Origin of the sequence: Bradyrhizobium sp. 1(2017), assembly GCF_011602485.2 — a bacterium.
Classification (GTDB): Bacteria; Pseudomonadota; Alphaproteobacteria; order Rhizobiales; family Xanthobacteraceae; genus Bradyrhizobium.
This window is the reverse complement of sequence record NZ_CP050022.2, coordinates 3,677,619-3,703,401: the sequence shown is the minus strand read 5'-3', so window position 1 is coordinate 3,703,401 and position 25,783 is coordinate 3,677,619. Positions and strand designations below refer to the sequence as shown.

General features: G+C 64.6%; 29 protein-coding genes. 17 read left to right on the top strand and 12 right to left on the bottom strand.

From position 1 onward, the window contains the following. Positions 1 to 104 precede the first annotated feature (104 nt). Together HAP40_RS17320 and HAP40_RS17315 are read right to left on the bottom strand one after the other, a co-directional pair. A complete protein-coding gene (locus tag HAP40_RS17320) occupies positions 105 to 1,073 on the bottom strand; it encodes a tripartite tricarboxylate transporter substrate-binding protein (protein WP_166816671.1) in 969 nt (322 codons plus the stop codon). Between the two features lie 169 nt (positions 1,074 to 1,242). Then, positions 1,243 to 1,713, bottom strand: a complete 471-nt coding sequence (locus HAP40_RS17315) for a MarR family winged helix-turn-helix transcriptional regulator (protein WP_166816672.1) — start codon at positions 1,711 to 1,713, stop codon at positions 1,243 to 1,245. Positions 1,714 to 1,808: 95 nt separating this feature from the next. Between HAP40_RS17315 and HAP40_RS17310 the strand changes: the two genes are divergently transcribed. Together HAP40_RS17310 and HAP40_RS17305 are read left to right on the top strand one after the other, a co-directional pair. After that, a complete protein-coding gene (locus HAP40_RS17310; protein ID WP_166816673.1) occupies positions 1,809 to 2,177 on the top strand; it encodes an antibiotic biosynthesis monooxygenase family protein in 369 nt (122 codons plus the stop codon). A 24-nt stretch (positions 2,178 to 2,201) separates the two neighbouring features. Then, entirely contained in the window at positions 2,202 to 2,675 is a 474-nt protein-coding gene (locus HAP40_RS17305; RefSeq protein WP_166816674.1) for a hypothetical protein, read from the top strand. Between the two features lie 69 nt (positions 2,676 to 2,744). Here the strand turns inward: HAP40_RS17305 and HAP40_RS17300 are convergent, their stop codons facing one another. From HAP40_RS17300 to HAP40_RS17290, 3 genes are all read right to left on the bottom strand, one after another. Continuing rightward, positions 2,745 to 3,236, bottom strand: a complete 492-nt coding sequence (locus HAP40_RS17300) for a hypothetical protein (RefSeq protein WP_166816675.1) — start codon at positions 3,234 to 3,236, stop codon at positions 2,745 to 2,747. Positions 3,237 to 3,392: 156 nt separating this feature from the next. Continuing rightward, positions 3,393 to 3,845 (bottom strand): DNA polymerase III subunit chi, encoded by a 453-nt coding sequence (locus HAP40_RS17295; RefSeq protein WP_166819468.1) that lies wholly within the window; start codon positions 3,843 to 3,845, stop codon positions 3,393 to 3,395. A gap of 7 nt (positions 3,846 to 3,852) precedes the next feature. Continuing rightward, positions 3,853 to 5,352: a leucyl aminopeptidase gene (locus HAP40_RS17290; protein ID WP_166816676.1), complete on the bottom strand. Its 1,500-nt coding sequence runs from the start codon at positions 5,350 to 5,352 to the stop codon at positions 3,853 to 3,855. A gap of 342 nt (positions 5,353 to 5,694) precedes the next feature. On the opposite strand from HAP40_RS17290, the gene lptF reads away from it, so the two are divergent. The 9 genes from lptF (at position 5,695) to HAP40_RS17245 (ending at position 15,134) form a co-directional block, all read left to right on the top strand. Next, positions 5,695 to 6,864, top strand: a complete 1,170-nt coding sequence (gene lptF, locus HAP40_RS17285) for an LPS export ABC transporter permease LptF (RefSeq protein WP_166816677.1) — start codon at positions 5,695 to 5,697, stop codon at positions 6,862 to 6,864. Beyond that, entirely contained in the window at positions 6,861 to 7,958 is a 1,098-nt protein-coding gene (gene lptG / locus HAP40_RS17280; RefSeq protein ID WP_166816678.1) for an LPS export ABC transporter permease LptG, read from the top strand. Before lptF ends, lptG begins: the two co-directional genes overlap by 4 nt. Further along, positions 7,958 to 10,447, top strand: a complete 2,490-nt coding sequence (locus tag HAP40_RS17275) for an LPS-assembly protein LptD (protein WP_166816679.1) — start codon at positions 7,958 to 7,960, stop codon at positions 10,445 to 10,447. The genes lptG and HAP40_RS17275 overlap by 1 nt, the downstream gene beginning before the upstream one ends. Before the next feature lie 69 nt (positions 10,448 to 10,516). Beyond that, complete coding sequence (locus HAP40_RS17270) at positions 10,517 to 11,452, top strand: SurA N-terminal domain-containing protein (RefSeq protein WP_166816680.1); 936 nt, start codon at positions 10,517 to 10,519, stop codon at positions 11,450 to 11,452. Further along, on the top strand, positions 11,452 to 12,477 hold the full coding sequence (pdxA, locus tag HAP40_RS17265) for a 4-hydroxythreonine-4-phosphate dehydrogenase PdxA (protein ID WP_166816681.1): 1,026 nt from the start codon (positions 11,452 to 11,454) through the stop codon (positions 12,475 to 12,477). The genes HAP40_RS17270 and pdxA overlap by 1 nt, the downstream gene beginning before the upstream one ends. Next, a complete protein-coding gene (gene rsmA, locus HAP40_RS17260) occupies positions 12,477 to 13,334 on the top strand; it encodes a 16S rRNA (adenine(1518)-N(6)/adenine(1519)-N(6))-dimethyltransferase RsmA (RefSeq protein WP_166816682.1) in 858 nt (285 codons plus the stop codon). Before pdxA ends, rsmA begins: the two co-directional genes overlap by 1 nt. Before the next feature lie 22 nt (positions 13,335 to 13,356). Continuing rightward, a complete protein-coding gene (locus HAP40_RS17255) occupies positions 13,357 to 14,415 on the top strand; it encodes an alcohol dehydrogenase (RefSeq protein WP_166816683.1) in 1,059 nt (352 codons plus the stop codon). Positions 14,416 to 14,489: 74 nt separating this feature from the next. Then, positions 14,490 to 14,723, top strand: a complete 234-nt coding sequence (locus HAP40_RS17250; protein WP_166816684.1) for a hypothetical protein — start codon at positions 14,490 to 14,492, stop codon at positions 14,721 to 14,723. A gap of 240 nt (positions 14,724 to 14,963) precedes the next feature. After that, a complete protein-coding gene (locus HAP40_RS17245) occupies positions 14,964 to 15,134 on the top strand; it encodes a hypothetical protein (protein WP_166810897.1) in 171 nt (56 codons plus the stop codon). Positions 15,135 to 15,200: 66 nt separating this feature from the next. Here the strand turns inward: HAP40_RS17245 and HAP40_RS17240 are convergent, their stop codons facing one another. After that, the gene (locus HAP40_RS17240; RefSeq protein ID WP_166816685.1) at positions 15,201 to 15,428 is read right to left on the bottom strand and encodes a hypothetical protein; all 228 of its coding nucleotides are present in this window, start codon (positions 15,426 to 15,428) and stop codon (positions 15,201 to 15,203) included. 68 nt (positions 15,429 to 15,496) lie between these two features. Beyond that, positions 15,497 to 16,228 carry a Crp/Fnr family transcriptional regulator gene (locus HAP40_RS17235; protein WP_166816686.1) on the bottom strand — a complete coding sequence of 244 codons (732 nt, stop codon included), beginning with the start codon at positions 16,226 to 16,228 and terminating at the stop codon, positions 15,497 to 15,499. 158 nt (positions 16,229 to 16,386) lie between these two features. On the opposite strand from HAP40_RS17235, the gene HAP40_RS17230 reads away from it, so the two are divergent. Both HAP40_RS17230 and HAP40_RS17225 read left to right on the top strand, forming a co-directional pair. After that, positions 16,387 to 16,620, top strand: a complete 234-nt coding sequence (locus HAP40_RS17230; RefSeq protein ID WP_166816687.1) for a hypothetical protein — start codon at positions 16,387 to 16,389, stop codon at positions 16,618 to 16,620. Positions 16,621 to 16,637: 17 nt separating this feature from the next. Continuing rightward, positions 16,638 to 17,333: a Crp/Fnr family transcriptional regulator gene (locus tag HAP40_RS17225; protein ID WP_166816688.1), complete on the top strand. Its 696-nt coding sequence runs from the start codon at positions 16,638 to 16,640 to the stop codon at positions 17,331 to 17,333. Positions 17,334 to 17,351: 18 nt separating this feature from the next. Here HAP40_RS17225 and HAP40_RS17220 read toward each other — a convergent pair whose 3' ends face one another. Together HAP40_RS17220 and HAP40_RS17215 are read right to left on the bottom strand one after the other, a co-directional pair. Further along, complete coding sequence (locus tag HAP40_RS17220) at positions 17,352 to 17,672, bottom strand: low affinity iron permease family protein (protein ID WP_166816689.1); 321 nt, start codon at positions 17,670 to 17,672, stop codon at positions 17,352 to 17,354. Between the two features lie 1,353 nt (positions 17,673 to 19,025). Next, positions 19,026 to 19,748 carry a hypothetical protein gene (locus tag HAP40_RS17215; protein WP_166816690.1) on the bottom strand — a complete coding sequence of 241 codons (723 nt, stop codon included), beginning with the start codon at positions 19,746 to 19,748 and terminating at the stop codon, positions 19,026 to 19,028. 542 nt (positions 19,749 to 20,290) lie between these two features. Here HAP40_RS17215 and HAP40_RS17210 point away from each other — a divergent pair. Further along, positions 20,291 to 20,629, top strand: a complete 339-nt coding sequence (locus tag HAP40_RS17210; protein WP_166816691.1) for an H-NS family nucleoid-associated regulatory protein — start codon at positions 20,291 to 20,293, stop codon at positions 20,627 to 20,629. Positions 20,630 to 20,744: 115 nt separating this feature from the next. Here the strand turns inward: HAP40_RS17210 and HAP40_RS17205 are convergent, their stop codons facing one another. Then, entirely contained in the window at positions 20,745 to 21,101 is a 357-nt protein-coding gene (locus tag HAP40_RS17205; protein ID WP_166816692.1) for a hypothetical protein, read from the bottom strand. Positions 21,102 to 21,526: 425 nt separating this feature from the next. Further along, entirely contained in the window at positions 21,527 to 21,955 is a 429-nt protein-coding gene (locus tag HAP40_RS17200; RefSeq protein ID WP_166816693.1) for a hypothetical protein, read from the bottom strand. Here HAP40_RS17200 and HAP40_RS17195 point away from each other — a divergent pair. The 3 genes from HAP40_RS17195 to HAP40_RS17185 all read left to right on the top strand — a co-directional run bounded on the left by HAP40_RS17195 (position 21,936) and on the right by HAP40_RS17185 (position 25,189). Further along, complete coding sequence (locus HAP40_RS17195; protein WP_166816694.1) at positions 21,936 to 23,282, top strand: caspase family protein; 1,347 nt, start codon at positions 21,936 to 21,938, stop codon at positions 23,280 to 23,282. The genes HAP40_RS17200 and HAP40_RS17195 overlap by 20 nt on opposite strands. 26 nt (positions 23,283 to 23,308) lie before the next feature. Continuing rightward, positions 23,309 to 23,809, top strand: coding sequence for a hypothetical protein (locus tag HAP40_RS17190; RefSeq protein ID WP_166816695.1), 501 nt, complete (start codon positions 23,309 to 23,311; stop codon positions 23,807 to 23,809). A 150-nt stretch (positions 23,810 to 23,959) separates the two neighbouring features. Then, the gene (locus HAP40_RS17185; RefSeq protein WP_166816696.1) at positions 23,960 to 25,189 is read left to right on the top strand and encodes a hypothetical protein; all 1,230 of its coding nucleotides are present in this window, start codon (positions 23,960 to 23,962) and stop codon (positions 25,187 to 25,189) included. Here the strand turns inward: HAP40_RS17185 and gmk are convergent. Further along, the gene (gene gmk, locus HAP40_RS17180; RefSeq protein ID WP_166816697.1) at positions 25,122 to 25,781 is read right to left on the bottom strand and encodes a guanylate kinase; all 660 of its coding nucleotides are present in this window, start codon (positions 25,779 to 25,781) and stop codon (positions 25,122 to 25,124) included. The genes HAP40_RS17185 and gmk overlap by 68 nt on opposite strands. Positions 25,782 to 25,783: the final 2 nt, after the last annotated feature.

Sequence of the window (25,783 nt, the reverse complement as noted above, 5' to 3'; positions counted from 1 at the left end):
GCACAGTAGCGGTGTTTGGATACCCACCGGTTAGTTATTGAGCAGGCTGCTTTTCACCCGCGCCATTGCTATCCTTCCGGATGGCACTTTCGCGCCGGAATCGCTCAGTCCGCGTACTGCCCGGCTGCCTTGATGATCGGCGCCCAGCGGTCGATCTCACTCGTCAGCATCGCGCCCAGCGCCTCGGGCGTCGCCTTGTCCTGCGGGACCGGCTCGGTGTTGATGTCGTTGAACCGGGCAACCAGCGTCGGATCCTTGAGCGCGGCCTGTAGCGCCGCCGTCAGCTTCTGAACGATCGCCGGCGGCGTGCCCTTGGGCGCATAGAGGCCGTGCCAGACGCCGAGCTCAAAGCCCTTGAGGCCGGCCTCGTCGGCGGTCGGCAAGTCGGGCAGGCTCTTCAACCGCTCCTTGGTAGTGATCGCAAAGGCCTTGACCTGCTTGGCCGTGATTGGCCCGGTGGTGTTGGTCGCCTGATCGCAGGTGAGATCGATCTGCTTGCCGAGCAGATCGTTCATGATCGGACCGTTGCCCTTGTAAGGCACCGTGGTGAGCTGCTTCTGGATCGCCGTCATAAACAGCATGCCGCAGAGATGCGACGCAGCGCCGAGCCCGGCATTGGCATAAGTCAGCTTGTCGCCCTGCTGCTGGGCGTAGGCGACCAGCTCCTTGAGCGTGTTGGGCGGGAAATCGGAACGCGCGATGATGGTCATCGGCGCGTTGGTCACAAGCCCGATCGGCGCAAAGGCCGTCTTCGTGTCATAACTGAGATTGCGATACAGCGTCGCGGCGGTCGAGATGCCGACATGATGGATCAGCAGCGTGTAGCCGTCCGGCTGGGCGCGCGCGGCGCGGGTCGTGCCGATCGTGCCGCCGGCACCTGTTGCATTCTCGACGATGACCTGCTGTCCCAGGGATTTTGCCATGCCCGCTGCGGTCAGTCGGGCGACGGTGTCGGTCGGCCCGCCGGCGGCGAACGGCACCAGCACGGTGATGGGCCTCGTCGGGTAATCCTGCGCGACAGCCGCGCCGAGCGGCAAAAACAGAGCCGAAACGAGGGCAACAAAGAACCGCATAGTCTCCTCCAGATTGTTGTTGGCGCCATCAAAGCGCATTCCAGGCGGCGCGGCCATCATCAAAATGACCTTATCGGCGTGTTGCGGCGAGGCCCGCTCGCCGGCGTGAGTTCCATTGCCATGGCGAAGCAAAATCGCTTGCGGATCGTCTCCGGCGAAACCCCGCGCGCTACGTCTGCGCTTCGGTCTCGCTCTCAAGCTTCGCGCGCAGGGCCGCGACGATACGATGAACGGTTTGCAGGTCCTTGACCGCAAGCCCCTCCGAAAGACTGTTGACCCACGGCATCTGCAAAGCCATGGCGGCATCGAAAGCGCGCCGCCCCCTGTCAGTCAGGACGACAAGTTGCGCTCGGCGGTGATGCGGGTTGGCCTCGAAGGCAGCAAGGCCTTCCGCGTGCAGGTCGTTGACGATCCGCTGCACGTTTTGGCGATTGGCACCCAGATCGCGGGCAAGCCAGGCCACCGGCTGGGGGCGCTCTGCGTGCACGATAGCGCCGAGAATCTGCCACCGGGCGCTGGTGAGCCCGAGTTGGGCCACCAAGCGGTCCCCCGCGGTCAACAGCAGGCTGTTCAGCTGGAACAAGTCGAGCATGAGGTTGGTCAGAGCATCGCCGGCGGGCGTTCGTTGGAATCTCGGCATTCGTCACCATAAATCTATATTGACATTATGATGTCAATTTACTAGCTTGTCGGCACCATCTTGACACCATAGTACCAAATTGAACGGAGCTTGTCATGGCGCACCTTCGTCCACTGGACCCCAACTTTCCCATCGAACGTCAGCTCGGCATCGAGGCCGGCCCTGTGGTGCTGGTGAATGTGTTCACGCTCGACAAGGCGGACGAACAAAGCTTCCTCCAGGTCTGGCAAGACGATGCCGCCTTCATGAAGCGGCAGCCGGGCTTCATCTCCACCCAGCTTCACCGCGCGATTGGCGATGGCCCGACATATCTGAACTACGCCGTATGGGAATCGACGGCCCACTTCCGGACTGCGTTTACGCATCCTGAGTTCAGGTCGAAGATCTCAGCCTATCCCACGTCCGCCATCGCCTCTCCGCACCTGTTCGAGAAGGTCGCCATGCCCGGCATCTGCGTCGCGTAGCTGGTATCGAAACGGCAGGCGCCGATGACCAAGATCATCCATCCAGTCGCGGGCGCGGTCGCACTAACGACGATTGCGACCTTCTGGCTTTGCACGGCTCTCAGCGAGCTATTTGCATCAGACGCGAGCATCACCACGGTCAAGACGACCATACCCTGGGGCTTCCTGTTGCTGATTCCAGCGCTGGCGGTGACGGGAGGCTCTGGGCTCTTCCTGGCAGGGGGACGGCGCGCCGGCCTGATCGGTGCGAAGATCAAGCGTATGCCGTTCATCGCCGGCAACGGCATCCTGATTCTCATTCCCGCCGCGTTGTTTCTTGCCTCCAAGGCAAAGGCCGCGGAGTTCGACACGACGTTCTATGCGGTGCAGACTCTCGAATTGTTGGCCGGCGCGACGAACATCGTTCTTCTCGTCCTCAATATGCGTGACGGCTTCAAGATGAAGGGCCGTTTCCGCGTTCGCCAACCTGATCGCTTCAACACCAAGCCGATGCTCTGAGGGCGCCGTGAAACCGGCTTTTCCACCGGTTCCGCCTCGCTCACGCCCTGCGGCCCAGGCGATCTCCGCCTATGCGTGCTTCTTCTTCGGCTTGGCCGCCCTCGGCACCGGCTGCGGGTCGGGATTGCCTTCGATCGCGGACAGGCGACCGGCGGTGAATGTGTAGATGCCGGCGCGCGGGCCGGTCGTCCAGGTCACGACGGCGACGCGGCGGCCGACGGCGTCATTGGACAGATTCACGCTCGACGGCGCACCGATGCCGCGCACCACGTCGCATTCGGTGTGGCCGAGCGCGACCGTGCCGCCCATCGGCGCCGTCGTCGAGGCGTTGGCGTCGGCCGGCCCGGGGGGCGGCGCCATGCCGGGACAGCCGCCATCGGCGCTGACGAGGTCTTCGGCTCCCACCGGCTTGTCAGGTGTGAGCGGCGGCGATTCGATCGAGATGTTCTTGATGAAGAGCCGGCCTGGTTTCTTAAACCATTCGGCATCCTTCGACAGCAGATCGCCCGCGCTGCCCGAGCAGCCCGCAACCAGCGGTGCTACGGCAACGAGCACAATCATGAGCGAGCCGGGAAGCTTTTGATGTCGCACGATAAACTAATTCCCCGCCTGAAGGACCAGCCCTAAACGATTGTCCCAACATCCCTTTGCGGCACGAAGGTGGCCAAGGCCAGCATCGTTCGAAAAGTGCAAATTATCATTAATTGCGAACGGCCGCTAATTCCGCTTCTGCCACCGGCCCCGTTCGTCGGCCTGCCAATAGGTGACATCAAATCCGCGCGCCTTGCAATCCGTCCACGCGGTGCGAGCCAGCGCAAGCGCGTCCGGATCGTCGCCGTTGAACAGCAGCACCATGCGCTCATAGCCCTGCGCGTCCTGCGGCAGCGCGGCGTTGTCGACCAGGAAGCGGACATTGGCGCCGTTCGGATTGCCCTCCTCGATCGCCAGCACGATCGGCTGGTCGGCGGCATCGTTCACGCGCCATGTCGCGTGCGGCAGGAAAGAATCGTCGCGATAGGTCCACAAATGCGCGTCGAGCGCATCGGCGCGCTCTTCCGACGTCGACTGCACCACGACGCGCCAGCCGCGCTCGAGCGATTTCTCGAGAAGCGGCGGCAACACGTTCTCCACCGTCATGCTTTGCAGATGATAGAACAGGACTTCAGTCATCTCGCGGTCATTTGCGCTCGTAATGGTCAGCGACCAGACGATCCAGAAGACGGACGCCATAGCCGCTTCCCCAGCTCTGGTTGATGTCGGTCTTTGGCGCCCCCATTGCGGTGCCGGCGATGTCGAGATGCGCCCAGGGCGTGCCGTCGACGAAGCGCTGGAGGAACTGTGCCGCGGTGACCGAGCCGCCGTGACGGCCGCCCGTGTTCTTCATGTCGGCGAACTGGGAATCGATCAGCTTGTCGTATTCGGGGCCGAGCGGCATGCGCCAGACCTTCTCCCCGCTCTCGATGCCGGCCGAGAGCAGCCGGTCGGCGAGCTCGTCATTGTTGGAGAACATGCCGGCATGCTCGGTGCCGAGCGCGACCACGATGGCGCCGGTCAGCGTCGCCAGATCCACCATGAATTTCGGCTTGGTCTTCTTGGCGACGTACCAGAGCACGTCGGCCAGCACGAGGCGGCCCTCCGCGTCGGTGTTGATGATCTCGATGGTCTGGCCCGACATCGAGGTGACGATGTCGCCCGGCCGCTGCGCATTGCCGTCGGGCATGTTCTCGACGAGGCCGATGGCGCCGACCACATTGGCCTTGGCCTTGCGCGCGGCGAGCGCATGCATCAGGCCGACGACGCAGGCAGCTCCCCCCATGTCGCCCTTCATGTCCTCCATGCTGCCGGCCGGCTTGATCGAAATGCCGCCGGTGTCGAAGCAGACGCCCTTGCCGACGAAGGCAACCGGCGCCTCGCCCTTCTTGCCGCCGTCCCAGCGCATGATGACGGTGCGGCTTGGCCGCGCCGAGCCCTGGCCGACGCCGAGCAGCGCGCCCATGCCGAGCTTCTGCATCGCCTTGACGTCGAGCACCTCGACCTTGACGCCGAGCTTGCGGAGCTGGCCGGCACGGCGGGCGAATTCCTCGGGGAAAAGGACGTTCGGCGGCTCGTTGACGAGGTCGCGCGCAATGATCACGCCGTCGACGACGTGGCCGGCTGCGGCGAACGTCTTCTTCGCGGCGGTGGGATCGCCGACCGCAAGCGAGATGTCGGCGCGCGAGCCACCCTCCTCGCCGTCCTTCTTCTTTGTCTTGTAGCGGTCGAACTTGTAGGCACGTAAGCGAAGGCCCGAGGCGAGCGCGACTGCCTGCTCGCTGGTCATGGCGCCACCGGGCAATTCGGCCATGATGGTCATTGCGGCGGTCCCACCGGGAAGCTTGCCCGCCGCTACGCCGCCGAATTTGAGGAAATCGTTCGCCTTCAGGCTGGCTTCCTTGCCTGCGCCGATCACGAGAAGACGCGTGGCCTTCACCCCCTCCGGGGCCAGGATGTCCAGCACGCCCCCGCTCTTGCCCTTAAAGGCCGCGGCGGCGGCCGCCCGTTTCACGAGGTCGGCGGCGCCCCCCAGCGCCTTGGCCGTCGCCGGACCGAGCTTCAAGCCGTCGTCGCAGAACACGACCAGGATGCCACGGGGGGCGGCAGACAATGGGACAAAGCCGACCTTGATGGCATCGGGCATTAGTAACTCCTTCAAATCATGAGGCTTTTCGCCGTTCCGCGATCCCGGCCACCGGCCGGAGCTGAACGGCGATTCAGTGAGGTTTCCGCACTATGGGCCAGCGGCCCCGCAGATGCCAAGCACCCCCGTGGCCGCCGGGCCACAACGAGCGAAATATTAACCATATATTGACGGCGCCACGGGCCAGCCATTTTGTTGACGGATCAAAGGGATGGTAGTGAGAGAGTTAAGCTGGCGGAACAGATGGCTGGCCGTCCCTTGGGGATCCCGTTTCGGGATTGGGTCGGGTAGCTAGATTCGGCGACGGCATTGGGGCCTTGGTGGGAATTCGTGCGGTAGCGCATGGGGTCGATCGATAGGTATATCTTCCGCACGACGCTGTCGTCGTTTGCGCTGGTCCTGGTCAGCCTCACCGGCGTGATCTGGATTACGCAGGCGTTGCGCGGCATCGACCTGATGACGAGCCAGGGTCAGACCATCCTCACCTTCCTCGGCATCACCAGCCTCGTCATCCCGGCCCTCGTCCTGATCATCTCGCCGATCGCGCTGATGATCGCGATCTCGCACACGCTCAACAAGCTGGCGACCGATTCCGAGATCATCGTGATGAATGCAGCGGGCTTCTCGCCGTTCCGACTGTTCTATCCGTTCTTCTACGCCACGTGCGTGGTGGCGCTGCTGGTCGCCTTCATCGCGGCCTATCTCGCCCCCGACGGCATGCGGCGGATCAAGCAGTGGGACGCCGAGATCACCGCCGACGTGCTCACCAACATCCTGCAGCCCGGCCGCTTCGCCCAGCTCGACAAGAACCTGACGATCCGGATTCGCGAGCGCCAGCCCGGCGGCATCCTCGCCGGCATCTTCATCGACGACCGCCGCGATCCCAACGAGCGCGTCTCGATCGTCGCCGAGCACGGCGAGGTCGTGAAGAACGAGACCGGATCGTTCCTGGTGCTGGAGAAAGGCAATCTCCAGCGCTTCGAGACCGGCAAGCGCGATCCCGCGCTGGTGGCGTTCGGCCGCTATGGCTTCGACATGTCGAAATTCTCGGGTCAAGGCCGCGACGTCACCCTCGGCATCCGCGAGCGCTATCTGTGGGAGCTGATCTCGCCGTCCGAGGACGACCCCGTCTACAAGCAGATTCCCGGCCAGTTCCGCTCGGCCCTGCACGACAGCCTCCTGGCGCCGATCTATCCCTTCGCCTTCGCGGTGCTGACCTTCGCGTTCCTGGGGGCGCCGCGCACCACCCGCCAGAGCCGCAACTTCTCGATCGGCGGTTCGGTGATCGCCGTGTTCGGGCTTCGCATGGCCGGCTTCGCCTGCTCGGTGATGGCGGTGAAGTCGCCGGGCGCGGTGCTGTTCCAATACGCGATGGTCCTGGGCGCCATCGGCGTCGGGCTGTGGATGATCATCGGCGGCATCGTGGTCGAGCCGCCGCCCCGCCTCATGGAGGCCATCAACAGATCGAACGCGCGGATCGCGCGGCTGTTCGGACGGCCGGCCACCGCATGAGCATGCTGACCAACACACTCGGGCGCTATTTCGCCGGCCGCTTCGTGGTCGCGGCGCTCGGCGTATTCGGCGGCATTTTCCTGCTGCTGGTGCTGGTCGACTACATCGAGATGGTGCGCAAGACCTCGGGGCTGGCCTCGGCCTCGGCCATCATGGTGGCCGAGACCTCGCTGTTCCGGGTGCCGCAGCTTTTGGAGAAGCTGACGCCGTTCTGCATGCTGATCGGCGCCATGACCTGCTATCTCGCGCTCTCCCGCCGGCTCGAGCTGGTGGTCGCGCGCGCTGCCGGCATCTCGGCCTGGCAGTTCATCTCGCCGGCGCTCGGCAGCGCACTGCTGATCGGAGTGATCGCCACCGTCGCCTACAACCCGATGTCCGCGAACCTGCGCGAACTCTCCAAGCGCATGGAGGCGGAGCTGTTCGGCTCGGCGCCGGGCGGCGGCATCCAGGATGCTTCCGGCTTCTGGCTCAATCAGGTCACCGGCGACGGCCAGACCATCATCAACGCGGCGCGCAGCGAGAAACAGGGCGTCCGACTCACCGGTCTCACGCTGTTCCGGTTTGACACAGAGCAGCACTTCAAGGAACGCGTCGAGGCACGCGAGGCGACGCTGGAGGCGGGCCATTGGCTGTTCAAGGGCGTCCGACGCTTCTCGCTGGATTCGCCGCCGGTCGACCAGGCCCAGCTCGTGATTCCGACGACGCTGACCGAGGCGCAGGTCCGCAACAGCTTTTCCACACCGGAGACTGTGTCCTTTTGGCAACTACCGAGCTACATCCGCTCGTCCGAGAGCTCGGGCTTCGCGACAGCAGGATATCGACTCCAGTATCAGAAGCTTCTGGCACAGCCGTTTTTGCTGGCAGCCATGGTGATGCTGGCGGCTTCCGTGTCGTTGCGCTTCTTCCGGATGGGCGGCGTGCAGAAGATGGTTTTGAGTGGCGTGGGCGCAGGCTTTCTGCTCTACGTTTTGTCGAAAGTGACTGAAGACTTGAGCAAGGCTGAGTTGATGCATCCGATCGCTGCGGCGTGGTTGCCCGTGGTGGTGGGCGGCCTCACCGGCTTTTTGGCCTTGTTGTATCAGGAGGACGGTTAGTGACTGCCGTCCGTCGAGGACCCGTGTCTGGTTTGACGCGGCGCACATGGGTGCGCGCGAACGGGATCGGCTTGTCCGTTCGTAGGGTCCTGTTGGCCGTTGCTGCCGTGGCATCGCTCGGCGCGCTGATCGACGTTGCCGCAATCGCCCCCGCCTCAGCCCAGAGCTTCACGTACAATCCGCTGCCCCCGCGCCCGAAGCCGACGGCGGTCCCCCACGACAACCAGATGCTCGTGCAGGCGACCGAGGTCGACTACGACTACAACAACTCGCGCGTCTCCGCGGTCGGCAACGTCCAGCTGTTCTACAACGGCACCAGCGTCGAGGCGGACAGGGTCATCTACGACCAGAAGACCAAGCGGCTCCACGCCGAAGGCAACATCCGCATGACGGATGCCGACGGCAAGATCACCTATGCCGAGATCATGGATCTCTCCGACGATTACCGCGACGGTTTCGTCGATTCGCTGCGCGTGGACACCGCCGACCAGACCCGCATGGCCGCCAGCCGCGCCGACCGCTCCAGCGGCAATTACACGGTGTTCGAGAATGGCGTCTACACGGCCTGCGCGCCGTGTAAGGACGATCCGAAGAAGCCGCCGCTGTGGCAGGTCAAGGGTGCGCGCATCATCCACGACCAGCAGGAGAAGATGCTGTATTTCGAGACGGCACAGCTCGAATTCTTCGGCGTGCCGATCGCCTACATGCCGTATTTCTCGACGCCCGACCCGACCGTGAAGCGCAAGTCCGGCTTCCTGATGCCGGGCTATTTCCCGGGCACGACGAACACCGGCTTCGGCGCCGAAGTTCCGTATTACTGGGCGATCGCGCCCGACATGGACGCCACCTTCACTCCCCGCTTCATGACGCGGCAGGGCGTGATGCTGCAGGGCGAGTTCCGCCAGCGCCTGATCGACGGCGCCTACCAGATCCGCGCTTACGGCATCAACCAGCTCGATCCCGGAGCGTTCGCCGGCCAGCCCGGCGACCGCGACTTCCGCGGCGCCATCGACACCAAGGGTCAGTTCGCGCTGAACGACAAATGGGTCTGGGGTTGGGACGGCGTCCTGATGTCCGACTACTATTTCTTCTCGGACTACCGCCTCTACCAGTACCGCGATCCGCTCGGCTCGTTCCTGCTGCTGCCGACGGAAGCGCTGTCGCAGCTCTATCTGACCGGCGTCGGCAACCGCAGCTTCTTCGATGCGCGCACGATGTACTGGCTGAGCTATTCGGGCAACCAGAGCCAGGTGCCGATCGTCTATCCGGTGATCGACTACTCGAACGTGCTCAACTATCCCGTCTTCGGCGGCGAGTTCAGCTACAAGACCAATTTCGTGAACCTGTCGCGTGACGAGGCGGTGTTCGATCCGATCACCACGGTGGCCAACACCAGCAGCCTGTGCACGACGGCGTCGGCCGATCCGCTGGCGCGCACGCCCTCGCAATGCCTGCTGCGCGGCTTCCCCGGCACCTACACCCGCCTCACCGCGGAAGCCCAGTGGCGCAAGTCCTTCACCGATCCGCTCGGCCAGATCTGGACGCCGTTCGCCAGCCTGCGCGCCGACGCGATCAATTCCTCGATCTCCAACCAGCCGGGCGTGTCGAACTACCTGCCCGTCGGCGACACCCAGGCGTTCCGCCTGATGCCGACCGTGGGCCTGGAGTACCGGTACCCCTTCATCAACATCCAGCCCTGGGGCTCGACCACCGTCGAGCCGATCGCGCAGATCATCATCCGGCCGAACGAGACCTATGCCGGCAAGCTCCCGAACGAGGACGCCCAGAGCATGGTGTTCGACGCCTCGAACCTGTTCAGCGTCGACAAGTTCTCCGGTTACGACCGCGTCGAGGGCGGCGGCCGCGCCAATGTCGGCGTGCAGTCGACCACGCAGTTCGACAGGGGCGGCGCCGTCAAGGTGCTGTTCGGCGAGTCCTACCAGCTGTTCGGCCTGAACTCCTTCGCGGTCCAGGACTCCATCAACACCGGCCTCGATTCCGGCCTCGACAAGCCGCGTTCCGATTACGTCGCGAGCGCCAGCTACTCGCCCAACCGCACCTACACGTTCAGCGTCCGCTCCCGCATGGACGAGCAGACCTGGAACGTCCAGCGCTTCGAGGCGGAAGGCCGCGCCAATTTCGATCGCTGGTCGGTCGCCTTGCTGTACGGCAATTACGCGCCGCAGCCGGAACTCGGCTATCTCACCCGCCGCGAGGGCATCCTGACCTCGGGCTCGATCAAGTTGGCCGCCAACTGGGTGGTATCGGGCTCGGCGCGCTGGGATCTCGAGGCCAACAAGCTCAACCAATACGTGGTGGGTGCCGGCTATGTCGACGATTGCTTCGTGCTGGCGGCGAACTATGTAACTTCGTATAGCTATTCCGCGGGCACCGCACCGCCCGTGCTGAGCCATGCGTTCATGTTCCAGATCGGCCTGCGTACGCTGGCGACGTCGTCGACGAGCAGCAATTCCGCCGGCCTCCAGTGAACGATTTGAGTTGCCGACCGCGTTTGCCCCGATCGCAGGCTTGAGGCGGCTGACATGCGAGCGATGATCATGACGACCCCACTGCCTGTCTTCCGCCTCCTCCTCGCCCTCGGTGCAGGGCTGATCCTGACCGGCCTGCCCTCCCCGTCGCGTGCGCAGAACATCGTCGTCATGGTCAACGGCGATCCCATCACCGATTTCGACATCGAGCAGCGCTCCAAGCTCGACCAGCTGACGACGCAGAAGGTTCCGAGCCGCGAACAGGTCATTAACGAGCTGATCGAGGACAAGGTGAAGGTGAAGGAGGGCAAGAAGTACGGGGTCGATCCCGGCGTCTCCGACATCAACCAGTCCTACGAGGGCATGGCGCAGCGCATGCGCATCACGCCGGACCAACTCACCAAGTCGCTCGAATCCAAGGGCGTCCGCCCCGAGACGCTGAAGGGCCGCATGAAGGCCGAGATGGTCTGGACCAGCCTCGTGCGCGGCCGCTACAAGGAGCGCCTCCAGGTCGGCGAGCGCGACGTCGCGCAGGCCGTGCAGGCCCAGACCGGCGAGAAGCTCCAGATCGAGGGCACCGAATACAAGATGCAGCCGATCGTGCTGATCGTGCCGCGCGGCTCGTCGGCGGCCTTCCTGGAGACCCGCAAGAAGGAAGCCGAGAGCTATCGTTCCCGCGTCGGAAGCTGCGAGGAAGCCAACTCGCTGTTCCGTTCGACGCCGAACGCCACGATCCGCGACAGCGTCACCAAGACCACGGCGGAGCTGCCCGAGGCGCTGCGCAAGGTGCTCGACGACACGCCGATCGGCCATCTGACCGCGCCCGAGATGACCAAGAACGGCATCGAGATGGTGGTGCTGTGCTCGCGCAAGCCGACCATGATCGACACGCCGAAGAAGCGCGAGGTCCGCGAGAAGATGTATCAGGAGAAGTACGAGAAGACCCAGAAGGCCTATCTCGATGAGCTCCGCAAGGCGGCGATGATCGAATATCGCAATCGCTGATGGCCGAGCCTTCTTCAGAGCGCCCGGCAAGACCCCTCGCGCTGACGCTGGGAGAGCCCGCCGGCATCGGCCCCGACATCACCATCGCGGCCTGGCTCAGGCGCCGCGAGCTGAACCTGCCCGCCTTCTACCTGCTCGGCGACGAGGCCCTGATCGCACGGCGCGCCAAGGCGCTGGGCGCCGACGTCAGGATCGCCGCGGTCGGCGCCGGCGAGGCCGAGGCCGCCTTCGCCGACGCGTTGCCCGTGGTTGCCACCGGCGAGCGCGCGAGCGCCGAGCCCGGCAAGCCCGACGCATCGAGCGCGCCGGCCGCGCTCGCTTCAATCCGCCAGGCGGTCACTGATGTCCGCGAGGGGCGCGCCGGCGCCTTGGTCACCAATCCGATCGCCAAGAGCGTGCTCTACCGCGCGGGCTTCCGCCATCCCGGCCACACCGAATACCTCGCCGAGTTCGCCGCGACGGACGGCCGCGTGCCGCAACCGGTGATGATGCTGTGGTCACCGCGGCTCGCCGTCGTACCCGTGACCATCCACGTCTCGCTGCGCGAGGCCCTGGCCCAGCTCACGAGCGAGCTGATCGTCTCGACCGTTCGCATCGTGGCGGCCGAGCTCAAATCCCGCTTCGGCATCACCCGGCCGCGCATCGCGGTCTCCGGCCTCAATCCGCACGCCGGCGAGGAGGGCTCGCTCGGGCACGAGGAGCAGACCATCATCGCGCCGGCGCTGAAAGTGCTGCGCAACGACGGCATCGAGGCCAGGGGCCCGCTGCCCGCCGACACCATGTTCCACGAGGCCGCACGCGCTATGTACGACTGCGCGGTCTGCATGTATCACGACCAGGCGCTGATCCCGATCAAGACGGTCGCCTTCGACGATGCGGTCAACGTCACGCTCGGCCTGCCCTTCATCCGCACCTCGCCCGATCACGGCACCGCCTTCGACATCGCCGGCACGGGCAAGGCCAATCCGGCCAGCCTGATCGCGGCGCTCCGGCTGGCGAGCCGCATGGCGGCAGCGCAACTCTGATGAGCGCGATCGACGACCTCCCGCCGCTGCGCGAGGTCATCCGCCAGCACGCGCTGTCGGCGCGAAAATCGCTGGGACAGAACTTCCTGCTCGACCTTAACTTGACCGCACGCATCGCGCGCGCCGCCGCGCCGCTCGAGGATTCCACCATCGTCGAGATCGGCCCCGGCCCGGGTGGGCTGACGCGGGCCTTGCTCGCGCTCGGCGCAAGGCGCGTCATCGCCATCGAGCATGACGAGCGCGCGATCCCGGCCCTGCAGGACATCTCCGCGCGCTATCCCGGCCGCCTCGAGATCGTGCATGGCGATGCCATGACCTTCGACCCGCGCCCGCTGCTCGACGGCGGCAAGGCCAAGATCGTCGCCAACCTGCCCTACAACATCGCGACCCAGCTCCTGATCAACTGGCTCACGATCGAGCCGTGGCCCCCCTGGTACGAGATGATGGTCCTGATGTTCCAGCGCGAGGTCGGCGAGCGCATCGTCGCGCGTGAGGACGAGGAGGCCTATGGCCGTCTCGGCGTGCTCGCCAACTGGCGCTGCGAGACCAAGATCCTGTTCGACATTTCGCCGTCCGCCTTCGTGCCGCCGCCGAAGGTCACGTCCTCCGTCGTGCGCCTCAAGCCGCGCCCAGATCCACTTGCCTGTGATCGGCGGATGCTCGAGCAGGTCGCAGCCGCGGCCTTCGGACAGCGCCGCAAGATGCTGCGGCAAAGCCTGAAATCGCTGGGCGCCGATCCCGCGCGGCTCGCGCAGGCGGCTGGCGTCGATGCGACGCGGCGCGCCGAGACCATTCCGATTTCCGGCTTTGTTGCCATGGCCCGTGAATTGGCCGATATACGAAAAGAAGCTGAATAACGGGAATTCCGGAGGAAAGAATATGGCGCTGATGCGCAGGCAGTCCCTGGTCAAGTTCGACGCGCCCTTGTGCGAGACCATCGTCGACACGCCCAAGCCGCAAGGCCGCGAAGTTCTGGTGCGCATCGAGCGCTGCGGCCTCTGCCACTCCGATCTCCATATCCAGGACGGCTACGCCGATCTCGGCGGCGGCAAGAAGCTCGACACCACGCGCGGCATGACGCTGCCCTTCACGCTCGGTCACGAGATCGCCGGCGTCGTCGACGAAGTCGGTCCGGACGTCGCGGCCGGTCTCGTCGGCACCAAGAAGGCGGTGTTTCCGTGGATCGGCTGCGGGCAGTGCCGCGACTGCCAGAACGGCGACGAGAATCTCTGCGTCAAGCAGCGCTTCCTCGGCGTCTCCATCGACGGCGGCTTTGCCACCCACGTGCTGGTGCCCGACGCCAAATATCTGCTCGACTACGATCCCCTGCCCGTCAACCAGGCCGCGACCTTGATGTGCTCGGGCGTCACCGCTTATGGCGCGCTCAAGCGCCTGGTCGACCGTCCGCGCCAGCGCAACCTGCTGCTGATCGGGCTCGGCGGCGTCGGCATGATGGGCCTGTCGTTCGCACAGGCGATGTTCAAGCAGCCGATCACGGTCGCCGACCTCTCGCCGGCCGCGCGTGACACCGCGTTGAAGAACGGCGCCGCCGGCGCCTACGATCCGGCCGAGCCGGACGTCATCAAGCGCATCCTCAAGGAGACCGAGGGCGGCTTCGACGAGATCGTCGATTTCGCCGGCAACGAGAAGTCGATGGCCTTTGCCGTCGCAGTCTCCGCGCGCGGCGGAAAGATCGTGGTCTCCGGCCTGATGGGCGGCCAGTTCACGCTGCCGATGGTGCAATGGGTCTACAAGCGCATGACCATCGAGGGCTTCATGGTCGGCACGCTCGCCGAAGCCCACGAGCTGATGGCGCTGGCCCGCGCCGGCAAGATCAAGCCGACGCCGATGCGCGAGGAGCCGATGGGCGATGTCCAGAAATGGATCGACGAATTGCGCGCCGGCAAGGTCGTCGGCCGCATCGTCTTGAAGAACTGACCGAAGCGCGGCGGGCCTGACGCAAGTCTCGCCCGCCGCACGGAACGCCTTTGGCCGCACCGCGTTGGCAGCGCATGTCGATCCGTTGCACCGTCGAAAGCGCATTCTTCATCGCCTGGAGCTGTCTGGAAAAGAGCGGCGAGCTCGGTGCCCCGGACCAGAGCGCCAATGTCATTCTCGATGCCATCGAAGCGCAGCTTCGGACCGGGGAGCGCCGGCAGCTGATGCTCGCCAACAGGGCCATCGACACCTACCGCGCGCATGCGGCGAAGGACAACGCCGCGGAACGTGAAGCACGCCTTGGCTGATGGTCTTGTGATGGTCTCGGGGCGACGGCCCGGCGTATCCGCCACGGGGCGGGATAGCCCACCAAGCTTCCCTACGTTCACTGCTGCACCGACCGGAAACGGCCGTCGGCACAGGATTCCCGTAGTTCTCCGGGCAAGAACAAAGTTTCCGTCGTGCCCCGAATATGGTGATGCCAAATAAGGAACGTCGCGAACCTTCATCGCGTTGGTCTCCGTCGGACAATGTAGGAGATTGAGGTGATGACCCTCGGCCGGTGGTACGATCCGATCTCGGAGCGCTGGATCGAGCCGCGCGACAGGCGAACAACGACGTCGTCGCGTGCGGAGGACGATGCAGCTTTCGAATCTCGCGGGACACCGCAGATCGACCGCATCTGGCGCGCGCTGGTCGATTGCTGCGCGCGCGACTAAAACGGTTGCATATCACGCAAGAGCTAGGCGCCGTCGATGGCGCCGACCGAGCCGCGAGCGCCCTCGTTATTTCTTCTTGCCGTCGCTGCGGTTGTCTCCCTTGGACATATCCTTCATGCCGGGCCGATTGGCCCGGTTTGCATTCATGCCGGTGGTGTCCATCGTCCCCTTCTCCGTGGCGCCGTTGGTGTTCTCCGGCTTTTCCATGCCGCTCTGCGGAGCGGGTCCGGTGTTCTGGGCGATGACGGGCCCGGTCATGGCGGCAAACGCGATCGCAGCGATGAGCGCTTTCATGGGCATCTCCTTCGTTCCATGAATGACGTGCCCGCGAGAGAGTTGTTCCGTTCGCGACGGCGCAACCCTCACCGCAGTGACCGACGCTTCAGGTGCAGATAGGCCGCGTTGAAATCGCCGATCCGCTGCAGCTCGCGCCATTTCAGCACGATCAGCTCGCCCTCGCGAAGATCCATCGCCCCGCTCCGCCTGAGGTCGGCGAGTGTCCGGTTCACTGTCGCGATCGCCATGCCCAGCGTCTCGCCAAGCTGCGCCAGGCTAATCGGCATGCGGCAGCGATTGCCGCGAACCAGCTTCGCAGCGCGGGCGCGGTAGAAGAGCTCGCAAAACAGGTGGGCCATGCGCACCTGCATCGGCCGGGCACCGTTGTTGGTGATGGCCTCGCGAAAGATCGCGGCATCGAGCAGGGTCTCGCGCCAGACGGCCATTGCGAAAGTCGGTCGACGCCGGAACGCGGCGAACAACTCGCCATGCGGAATGAATGCGACCGTGGCAGGCCCCAACGCGCTCAGCCCATGATCCATCTCCTCGATGAACAGGCCCTGCGCATCCGGCAGATCACCGGTGAGATGGAAACTGAGATATTGGCGGCGCCCGTCGCCGAGCAGATGGTATCGCGCCACCATGCCCGCGACAACCAGCGCCGAGACTTCGGGCCGGTCGCCTTGGCGGATGAAGTCCTCGTTCGGCTCGTAATCGCGCAGCGCGAAGGTGAGTGCCTGGATTTCGGCGATATCCTCCTCAGCCAGCGCGGTGTGCTCGCACAGGTTCTGGATCAGGACGTCGTGGGCTTTTTCCATGCGGTCGCCAAAAATCGCACCGGCTCTATCAAATGATACATCCGGCTTGTGTTCAGCGGACTAGAACTCGCATCGGAAGCACAGGTTGCTAACCAATTGCGACTTCGCCCGGTCGCATCCATCCCGTCCCACGAAAGCGGACCTTACCCGCCCTTCTCATGACCCCTACGACGATCCTGGAACGCATCCGCCACCTGTTCGCATCGGAGCCAAGCGAGCACCTGGATTGCATCAACGACGCCTTCCTGAACGGCAGACTGCGGGAACCGGCGCAGCCGATGTCGGATCAGGAACTCGCCCGCGCTATCCGTGAATTCCGCGCCCGACCCGTTTCCGACGGGACCATCGCAAAGCTGTCGCAGCGCTTCGTCGAAGTGCGGCCAGATCGCTGAGGCTCGCCCCCAGTCTCATGCCGCATCCGAAGTTCATCGCGCGTCTCCAGGCGATCGAAAACCTTTCCGAAGGCGAGCGCCGGCAGATCGCGAGCCTGCCCTCCACGCTACGCCAGGTCGCGGACGGCGAGATCGTGCTGCGCCAGGGCGAGGCCGCCTCACGATGCGTTTTCGTCGTCAGCGGCTTCCTCTACCAGGCCCGCATCGTGGGCGACCGCAGCCAGATCCTCGCCTTCCATGTGCCCGGCGACATGCCTTGCCTGCACACGCTGCTGGTTTCGCCCATGGACGCGGACCTCGTCGGCCTCGGCCCCTCTATCGTCGGCTATGTCGGGCACGGCCAGCTCAGGCAGCTTCTCGACGGCTCCATCCACCTGACCCGCGCATTCTGGCGCGAAACGCTGATCGACGCGGCGATCTCGCGGCAATGGATCGCCCGCCTCGGCGCCCAGGCAGCGTTGCCCAAGGTGGCGCATCTGATCTGCGAGCTCGCCGCGCGGCTGGAGGTCGTCGGCCTCGTCACGGATGGCTGCTTCCAGATGCCCATGACGCAGCGGCACGTCGCCGATGCCTGCGGCCTCTCGATCGTCCACGTCAACCGCACCATCCAGGAGCTCAGGCACCGCGGCTTGATCGCATGGGAGGGCAGCGAGATCGAGCTGCTGCAGCCCGACGAGCTGCGTAAGCTTGCGGATTTCAGCCTGACTATCTGAGCTGAACGGGACCCAGCGCTACCCGCGCCGTCGAATTTCCTCCCGGCGGGACTCGACCTCCTCGGCGTCCTCGTCGTCGACCTTCATCAAATGCTCGCGGCCCGCGACCTTGAGCAATTCGTCGAGCTTGGCGTGGATCGCCTGCGTGTCGCGATGCTCGGCACGCTGGATCACCAGCGTCATGCCCCATGTTGCCAGCGTCGCAAAGGAGTGCCATTCGAGCCCGTTGCCCAGCGTGATCCAGGCAATGCCATAGACGAGGAAGACCGCAAACGCGGCCGGTCGAGATGTGGCAACGCCTATCTCGGTGAGCCACCCTTTTGACTTCGGAAGGGCCATGCACGGCAACTCGCGCGGTGCACCGGTGTTCCCGGGCGACACCTGAGGCACGTGAGCGCGAACGGTTCTCGTCCCTTCACGATCCCGTCGCACTCAACGGCCGCGGAGATGAGAAGTTTCCAGGCTGGGCTTCATCGTTCCTTCGAGCTGAGCCCCGGAGATGATGATGGCGAATAAGCCCGGCATTTGCGCCGGGCTGATCGCCAATATGGTTCGGTTCTCAGCAACGGACGAATTAGAGAAGAGTCCCCACGTCCAGTCCGTTCGGATTCCGACATTGCGATGCTTGCCCAGGAGCTTCGCATAATCGTGTTGCTGTTCCGCACCTCTTCGAACACGCGCGCGAGGGCGGAGACGCGCTTTAACGCGCAAGGAGATCCCAGCAAATAGCATTCGAAACGAATGTGAAGTTTAAACCGAAAGCAGTTCTGATCAGCTGCCCGAAGGAACCGAATCCGCCGCCATTAATTGATAAATTTCATTATGATCGATAATCATGATGACTCCATCGCAAGATTAAAAAATATGTTGGGGAAAATAATGGGAGGTTGGAAATGGAAGTTGCCCGCCGCTTTCGAGCAATGGCGCTACTTTGTCGACAGGCTGCCGCGCGCCAACCTGAGAGAAGTTGGAGATTGCTCGCTGAGGCAGAGTACTGGGAGCATTTGGCGGCTACGGCTTTGTCTGACTGAGCGTCGGCCCAGCGATTTTTTCGTACTTTCTCATCAACGTCTTAGTTCAAGTCATATTTTGAGGCGGGTCGTGTCCAGTCTTCGTGAGACATATACTTGTGCTGTTCTGAGTGAACGGCTCCAAGCGCTTGTGGCGGAGCTAAGAGAAGTGAAGATGCTTCGAAAGAAGCTCCGACACCTGGAAGCGAGAACGATCGGTAAAAGACGGCACGCCAAACCGGGCCGCAGAGCAAGACTGGCGAACTAACCGGGAGGCGAAACCGGCCGTCCGTTCAGGACGGAGCCGTCGCACCGATTTCCGTTCGACGTTGCACCTCGAAATACAGCAACGAGCCGATCACCGTCCCAAAGCTCCACGTCGTGCTCGCCAACCATTTGCTCGGCTCGACGTCGCGCCGCCTGCTCGTCAATGCAGTCAAGCTTTGCGGCGCAGATAACTCGCCGGCTGCTGTCCACCATGAAAACTCTGAACCGCATGATCGCAGTCCCATCCAAAAAAGGGGACTGTCATCGTAATCGAATGTCAGTCTAAGGCAGTGGGCAAACTGAGTGCAGCCGCGCGGAACCCTTGTGCGTGTGACAATTCGGCTGCACTTGCGCTCTAGAACTCATCGATCGCGTGGCGGCGCGTCAGATATCCTGCCTGGTGTGTCGCGCGACCTCAGTGGTCTAATCTCATCGCGAGCCGAAGTGTGCGGCTCGCGCTCAATACGGAGAGCACCCCCAGCGTCATCAGCAGCGCGCCCAACCACATTGAAGTCCAGCTCCGCACCTCGTCCGCAATCTGCACGCCAATCATCATAGCCGGCGGATCGGGCGAAGGCCCCGCATCGGCGGCCGCGAGAAGCTGCTCAACATCAACCTGGCTAGGCACGGAATGTTCGGGCATGGGCCGGCGACTGTGAAGCTCAGCAATGCGGGCCGCCGATGTCAGGACGGGGCCCGTACCGGGTTCGGAAGCGGCATCAGCTACCTTGAATTCGCGCGCCGGCGGCGTCGGCGAAGTCCCGTCGGCCGGTGTAGAGCGTGGTAACTCCGCGCGCGCATCGATCACCGGGCTCCGCCTTTGCCGCGCGGTCTCGTTCTCGTCGGGCCTGGCAGCACGGTTGGCGAGGCGACCAGGATTCGGTTTTCGCACCGTCGCGGCGCCCTCGGCCAAGAACCAGCATCTGCGGTGGCCGTCCAGCCGATACATCCAGCGCTGACCGGCGCCGGGCGCGTTGCCGGGCCGCGCCAAGCATTCCGGCTGCACCGGAGCCGTCGCAGCGGGCTCGCGAGGAGCAATACTGAAAATGTCAGTAAACGCATTAGAGAACGCCGGTGTCGCCGAAAGACCTCCAACAAGGACCAGACTGGCGAAGTAAATTCGCAAATAACCGGACATTGAAAACCCCCGGTGTTGCGCCCCTACCCGACACGAGCCTTCGCCACGACATGGGCCACCTTGCGGCTTAAATCTGGCGCCGGGATGGATTAATATTCTCCGGGCCATCCGAATTAAAAGGCCCACCCCGCACTCCTGGAGTGTAATTTGTTGCGGCACCTACAATCAATTGAGCCACCTGCGCTTCGCCGGGCGTCGCTCCCGGCTGCAGCCCGACCGCCCGGTTGATCGCCGTCGCAGCAGCAACACGCTCCACTCATCTTCGTGCTGGCAATGCGAAAGCGCAGATGGTCGAGCGGGAGTTGATGGGTGTCATGCCCGCGGGATGCGGGCTCCAGCGAGCGTCACCTCCAACCCAAATTTAAATGCTCCCGCCACGATATTACCGCTGTATTACCGCTGTATTACCGCTGTCGTGCCTTTCCCCCTTACCTAACGCATTTAAATGTGGATTGTACGGCTAACATTTAAGTGTTGGCTTGTCTGCTCATTCATAACCGACTTGTCTGCCTGGGCTCTCGCCCAAGAATTCGGATCGAGCCATGAACACCGAGCATCTCAACTCGCTCTCCCTTGACGAGCTCTGGATCCTTCATCAGCAGGTCACCGCTAGCCTGACTCAGAAAATCTTGGTGCAAAAAGCACGATTGGAGGAACGGCTCCACATGATCGGATCGGCCGACGAGGTCCGACGGTTCGATCGAAAGCGCCGGCCGTACCCGCCCGTTCGTCCCAAATATCGCAATCCAAAGAACCCGGCGGAGACATGGTCCGGTCGCGGCAGGCTGCCGCGGTGGTTGCGCCCGCAGCTTCGAGGCGGTCGGAAGCTGGACGATTTCCTGATCGAGAAGGCTTCGGTTCACAAGCGGCAGTCGAATTGAGCGCCGCGATCGCGATGGGTTTCGCAAGAGCTCACCCCATCCAACGAGCCACCAATTAACGCGTCAGTTGGAGCAGCCAGCGCCGGCAAATGCGAGACGAAGCCTGCTCCCACGCCTACTTCTTCAAGATGCCAAGGTTCGTGTTTCCAAGTTGCCGGACCGCGGCGTCTGCAACTGGCGTGTTGTATGTCGGCCGAGATCCACTGCCGTTCTGATCCGGTGCCGCTACGCCGAGCTTGTCACCCATGGTGCCGCGGCTCTTTGCATTGGACGTGTTCGGGCCCGGCGCGCCGCCCGTTCCGCTCAGCGTGGTGCCGTTCGAAAGCGTCGAGCCGCTTGTGCCGCTTGTCCCGGCCGCACTCGCGCCTCCAGAGGATGACGAACCACCCGAACCGCCTCCTGAACTTTGCGCGATGGCAAACGAGATGCTGCCTAGCAGGATAGTCGCCGTGATCGCGAAGCGCTTCATCATTCCCTCCGTCCGTCACTCCACCGGTTTCCCATTCCCTCGAGCACCTCGCCTCGAAGGCGCGACTTAGTGCCGGCGTACGAACCAGGCGCCGAGAAGAAATGCGACGAAGAGCGAGCGCAAAGGCGCTTTCACGGTTGTCTCGCGCAATTGGTCGGCCAAGTTCATCGCGAGGTCCGAGGCAATCGGTCGACGGCTTGCTCTTTCCGGCCGCGGGACCGACCGTTGGCTGGACGTCTGCCCGCGCTCGTCCGTCAGTCCGGACGCTTCCGTCATTGCCGAGGCTTCTCTCATATCCATTGCGTCCTCCTCTGCGGCGACGGGGTAACCTGCACCGTTCCTTCTGGTTCCTTCATGAAGCTTTCCGAAGGACCGGTTCCTGAGTTCTGACAGGGGTGAGCGAGCAACCTTGTCGTCTCGTTCGGCATTTAGATCCGATGCAGCGCATAGCTATCATCGCGTTCATGTTTGCCCTGACCGTCATGCTCGCGCGCTGGGTCGGCGACGGCGACGTGCAAACCGCGAAGCACAGCGAACCAGACAAGACCGCGACCGTCGGACAGGCGCATTGACCCGTCATACAAATGAACGACGAGCGCGCCTGTCTGCGCTTTCCAGGGACGTCGGCCGCCGGTCGCGCTGGCGTTCGCATCCAGTGGCCGGGCGGATTCGGCGCAGTCGTGTCCTGCGACGCTGAAGTCCCGGCTCTGCGCACCAGCGCAAGAACGTTGCAGCGCGTCCGGGACACGGGCGTGCATCACGCCGCCACCCTCTGTCATGCCGCTTTTCGCCCAGGTGCCGGGCTGGTAGACTGGCGCCATTATTTGGGGAATTTTCATGCACGCGAGGATTTTCAATCGCGTCCTGGTGCTGGCGGCGCTGATCGCCGCCATGCTCGCCACCACGGCGCTTCAAGCATCGGTCGAGAAGCGCATCGCGCTCGTCGTCGGCAACTCTACCTACAAGAACATCACGCCGCTCGACAACCCGTCGAAGGATGCGAGCCTGATGGCGGAGACGCTCACTGCGCTCGGCTTCATCCTGGTCGGCGGCCGCGCGCAGCTCGACCTCGACAAGAGCGCGATGGACGTCGCGGTGCAGAGCTTCGGCCGGCAGGTACAGGGCGCCGACGTCGCGCTGTTCTACTATGCCGGCCACGGCGTGCAGGTGTCGGGCTCCAACTATCTCGTACCGGTCGGCGCCAATCCGACGCGCGAGGCCGACGTCGACTTCCAGATGACCGACGTCAATCTCGTGCTGCGCCAGATGCAGGGCTCGGGCACCCGCCTCAACCTCGTGATCCTCGATGCCTGCCGCAACAATCCGTTCGGCTCGCGCGGCCTGCGCGCGGCTGACGGCGGCCTCGCGCAGATGCGCGCGCCCGAGGGCACGCTGATCTCCTATGCGACGCAGCCGGGCAACGTCGCCCAGGACGGCAGCGACGGCCATAGCCCCTATACCAAGGCCCTCGCCACGACGATCCGGGTCGCGGGCCTCGATGTGTTTCAGACTTTCAACCAGGTCGGCCTCGCGGTGAAGCGCGCCACCGCGGGCGCGCAGCAGCCCTGGGTCTCATCGTCGCCGATCGACGGCACCTTCTATTTCGTGCCGCCGACGCAAGCCGCCCCACCGCAGGTGGCCGCAATGCAGCCCGATCCCCTGCCGGCGGAGCGCCTGCGCGCCGATCCGGACCGCGTGCCGTTGCGCGATGCCGCGCTGCTCAGCGAGCTCAGCGAGCGGCTCTACGAGCTCAATTTCGACCCCGACACCCCCGACGGCCTGACCCGTGCCATCACGAAGCTGCAGCAACGCATCGCCATGGCACCGACGGGGGAAGCGACCGAAGGCCTGCTGCTGCGGATGCGCAAGATGGAGGATCTGAAACCCTGGGGCTCGATCGTCTACGGGCCCGACGGCAGCAAATGGGGAATGTCGTGGAACCACGCCTCGCGGCGCGCGGCGGTGGCGGATGCGCGCGGCAATTGCGCCGGCGCCAAATGCCCGATCGAGCTCTCGTTCTATGGCAGTCGCTGCGGCGCGTTCGCGATCTCCGACAGGTCCTGGTCGCTGGTCCAGCGCGACAGCGTGCAGCGCGCAAAGGATGCCGCGCTTGACGAATGCGGCAAGGCTGGCAAAGCTTGCCGCATTATCGGCGCCGTCTGTGCCGACGGCTCCGGCCGCTGATATCCGTTTTGATTTTGGATTTGATCATGCCCAATGCCGCCAAGCGTGCGACTGCCCTCGCCTTTCTGCTGAACCTCGCCTTCGCCCTTCCTTCCGCCTTCGCCCAGTCCGGCAGCGCGGGCGGCTCGATCGGCAACGACGAAAAGTCGCTGTCCGGCTCGCGTTCAGACCGGTCGGCCGAGCCGGCCCCGTCCGCCCGCCGGAGCAAGCCGGCCGAGGAGCCGCGCGCGTCGTCGCGAAGAAGCGGCGGCGGTGGTGGTGGGGGTGGCGGAGGCTTTGACGGCGCCTGGATCGTCACCAGCGTCGGCTGCGGCGGCTCTACGAGCGGCGCAGTCGTCGTCACCTCGGGCAGGGTCATCGGCGAAGGCGTGAGCGGAACCGTCAGCCAGAGCGGCTCGGTCAGCACGCGCGGACAAGGCCAGGGCGTCAGCTTTACCGGCGCGGGCCGCCTCTCCGGCCGCAGCGGCTCCGGGACATGGCGCCGCTCCGATGGCTGCGGCGGAACCTGGACCTCAGCCAAGCAGTAAGGCGGAAACAGGCCTGAATTCGTGGCGGAACCAACGCCGCGCAGGCCCGATTCAAGCCACATCCTCTCCGGATTTGCGGCTCATTGCCACCCAAGTCTTTGACCACAAAGGCCTGGTAACAGTTGCGTCATGCGTAACCGGGAGACCAGGATGGGCAACCGCACCGCAAAATTCGTATCCGTGCTCGTCGGCAGCATCATCGCCGGCGCGCCACTGGCCGCCGTGTCGCAGAACGCGCCAACCGCGCCGACCGCATCGAGCACGGCCAACGCCGCCGGCGACTGCCTTGCCTCGCCGAAGGGCGCCGCGCCGCAGGGGCAGCATTGGTACTACCGCCTCGAGCGCTCGACTAAGCAAAAGTGCTGGTATCTGCGCGCCGCCGGCGACAAGGTCACCCGGACCGCCCAGGCGGCGCCCGACGCAAAAGTGGCACAGGACACGGATTCAGCCGCCCCGCAGACGGTGCAGAACGCCCGTGCCGAATTTGTTGCGCAGCAGACCGGTGCCGCCCCGGGCGCGCCGAACATGACCGCGCCCGCGCCGGCCGCGCAACAGCCGCCAGCCACCGCCGCCGAGCCGGCGGCCGTCGCCACGCGCTGGCCTGATCCGACCACCGCGTCCGCTCCGCCCGCACCGCAGCCGGCGCAAGCGGCCCCCGCGCCGCAGCCCGCACCCGCACCTGCCGTTACCGCGGCAACCGCCCCCCCGAGCGCAAAGCCTTCCAAATCCCCGGTCGCCTTCGGCGCAGCAGACAGCAGCATCGATAAGCCGCACGGCTCGCTCCCGACGCTGCTGCTCGTGATTGGCGGCGCGCTTGCGCTCGCTGGCCTCCTCGGCAGCCTGATCTACCGCTTCGCCGGCAAGCGCGCCCGCCGCGTCAAGTCGACCGACCGGCACGCCTATTGGGACCATCATGCGACGCAGGATCAGGAGGCAAGCCGCGCGCCCTGGCTCGGCGCAAATTTGGCCGACGTGCAGCCGCGCCCCATCGACTTCGATGCCGCACGTCCGCAAGCGTCGAGACAAGTGACAAAACTTGCCGCGATCGGCCGTGAGCTCGATCTGATCGACGCGCGCAAACAGCGTGCCGTGGTCCGCGCCCCGGAACCCGACGAGATCAGAAGCGACGAGGTCGAGATCAAGATGTTCGACCGGAAATTCGAGATCCAGGCTGCATCGCCCCAGCTCGTGGCGAAAGAGAGCGGCGAAGAGCACGAGGCGCCGACAGGTCGCGACCAGGATGCGGTCGATGTCGACGTCGTGACGACGATGCTGGAACGGCTGGCGAAGGAAGGCCCGCGGCTGTCGCGGCCTAACCTTGAAGCTGACCTTGCAAAGTTCGAACGAAGCCTGCGAGGCCGATCCGCCGCTCGCGCTTGAGGCGCTCCGCCTTCAGGATCGACTGCACCTCGGCGAAGGCCTCGTCGACGTCGTGGTTGATCACGATGTAGTCGTACTCGGCCCAGTGGCTCATCTCGTGGCTGGCGCGGCTCATCCGCTTGCGGATCACCTCGTCGGAATCCTGCGCGCGTGAGTGCAGGCGCTTCTCGAGATCGGCCGCCGAGGGCGGCAGGATGAAGACGCTGACGACGTCGGCGCGCGCCTTCTCGCGCAGCTGCTGCGTACCCTGCCAGTCGATGTCGAACAGCACGTCCTGCCCCGCCGACAGCGCCGCCTCGACCGGCCCCCGCGGCGTGCCATAGCTGTTGTCGAACACCGTCGCCCATTCCAGCAGCTCGCCGGCCTTCGTCATCGCGTCGAACGTCGCCTTGTCGACGAACGAATAATCCTTGCCATTGACCTCGCCCGGACGCATCGGCCGCGTGGTTGCGGACACCGACATCTTCAAGCCGCCCATCCGCTCGATCAGCAGACGCGACAACGTCGTCTTGCCCGCGCCCGAGGGCGAAGACAGCACGAACATCAATCCGCGCCGCTCGACACCGTCAGTACCGTGGCCGCCCGTCGTCATCG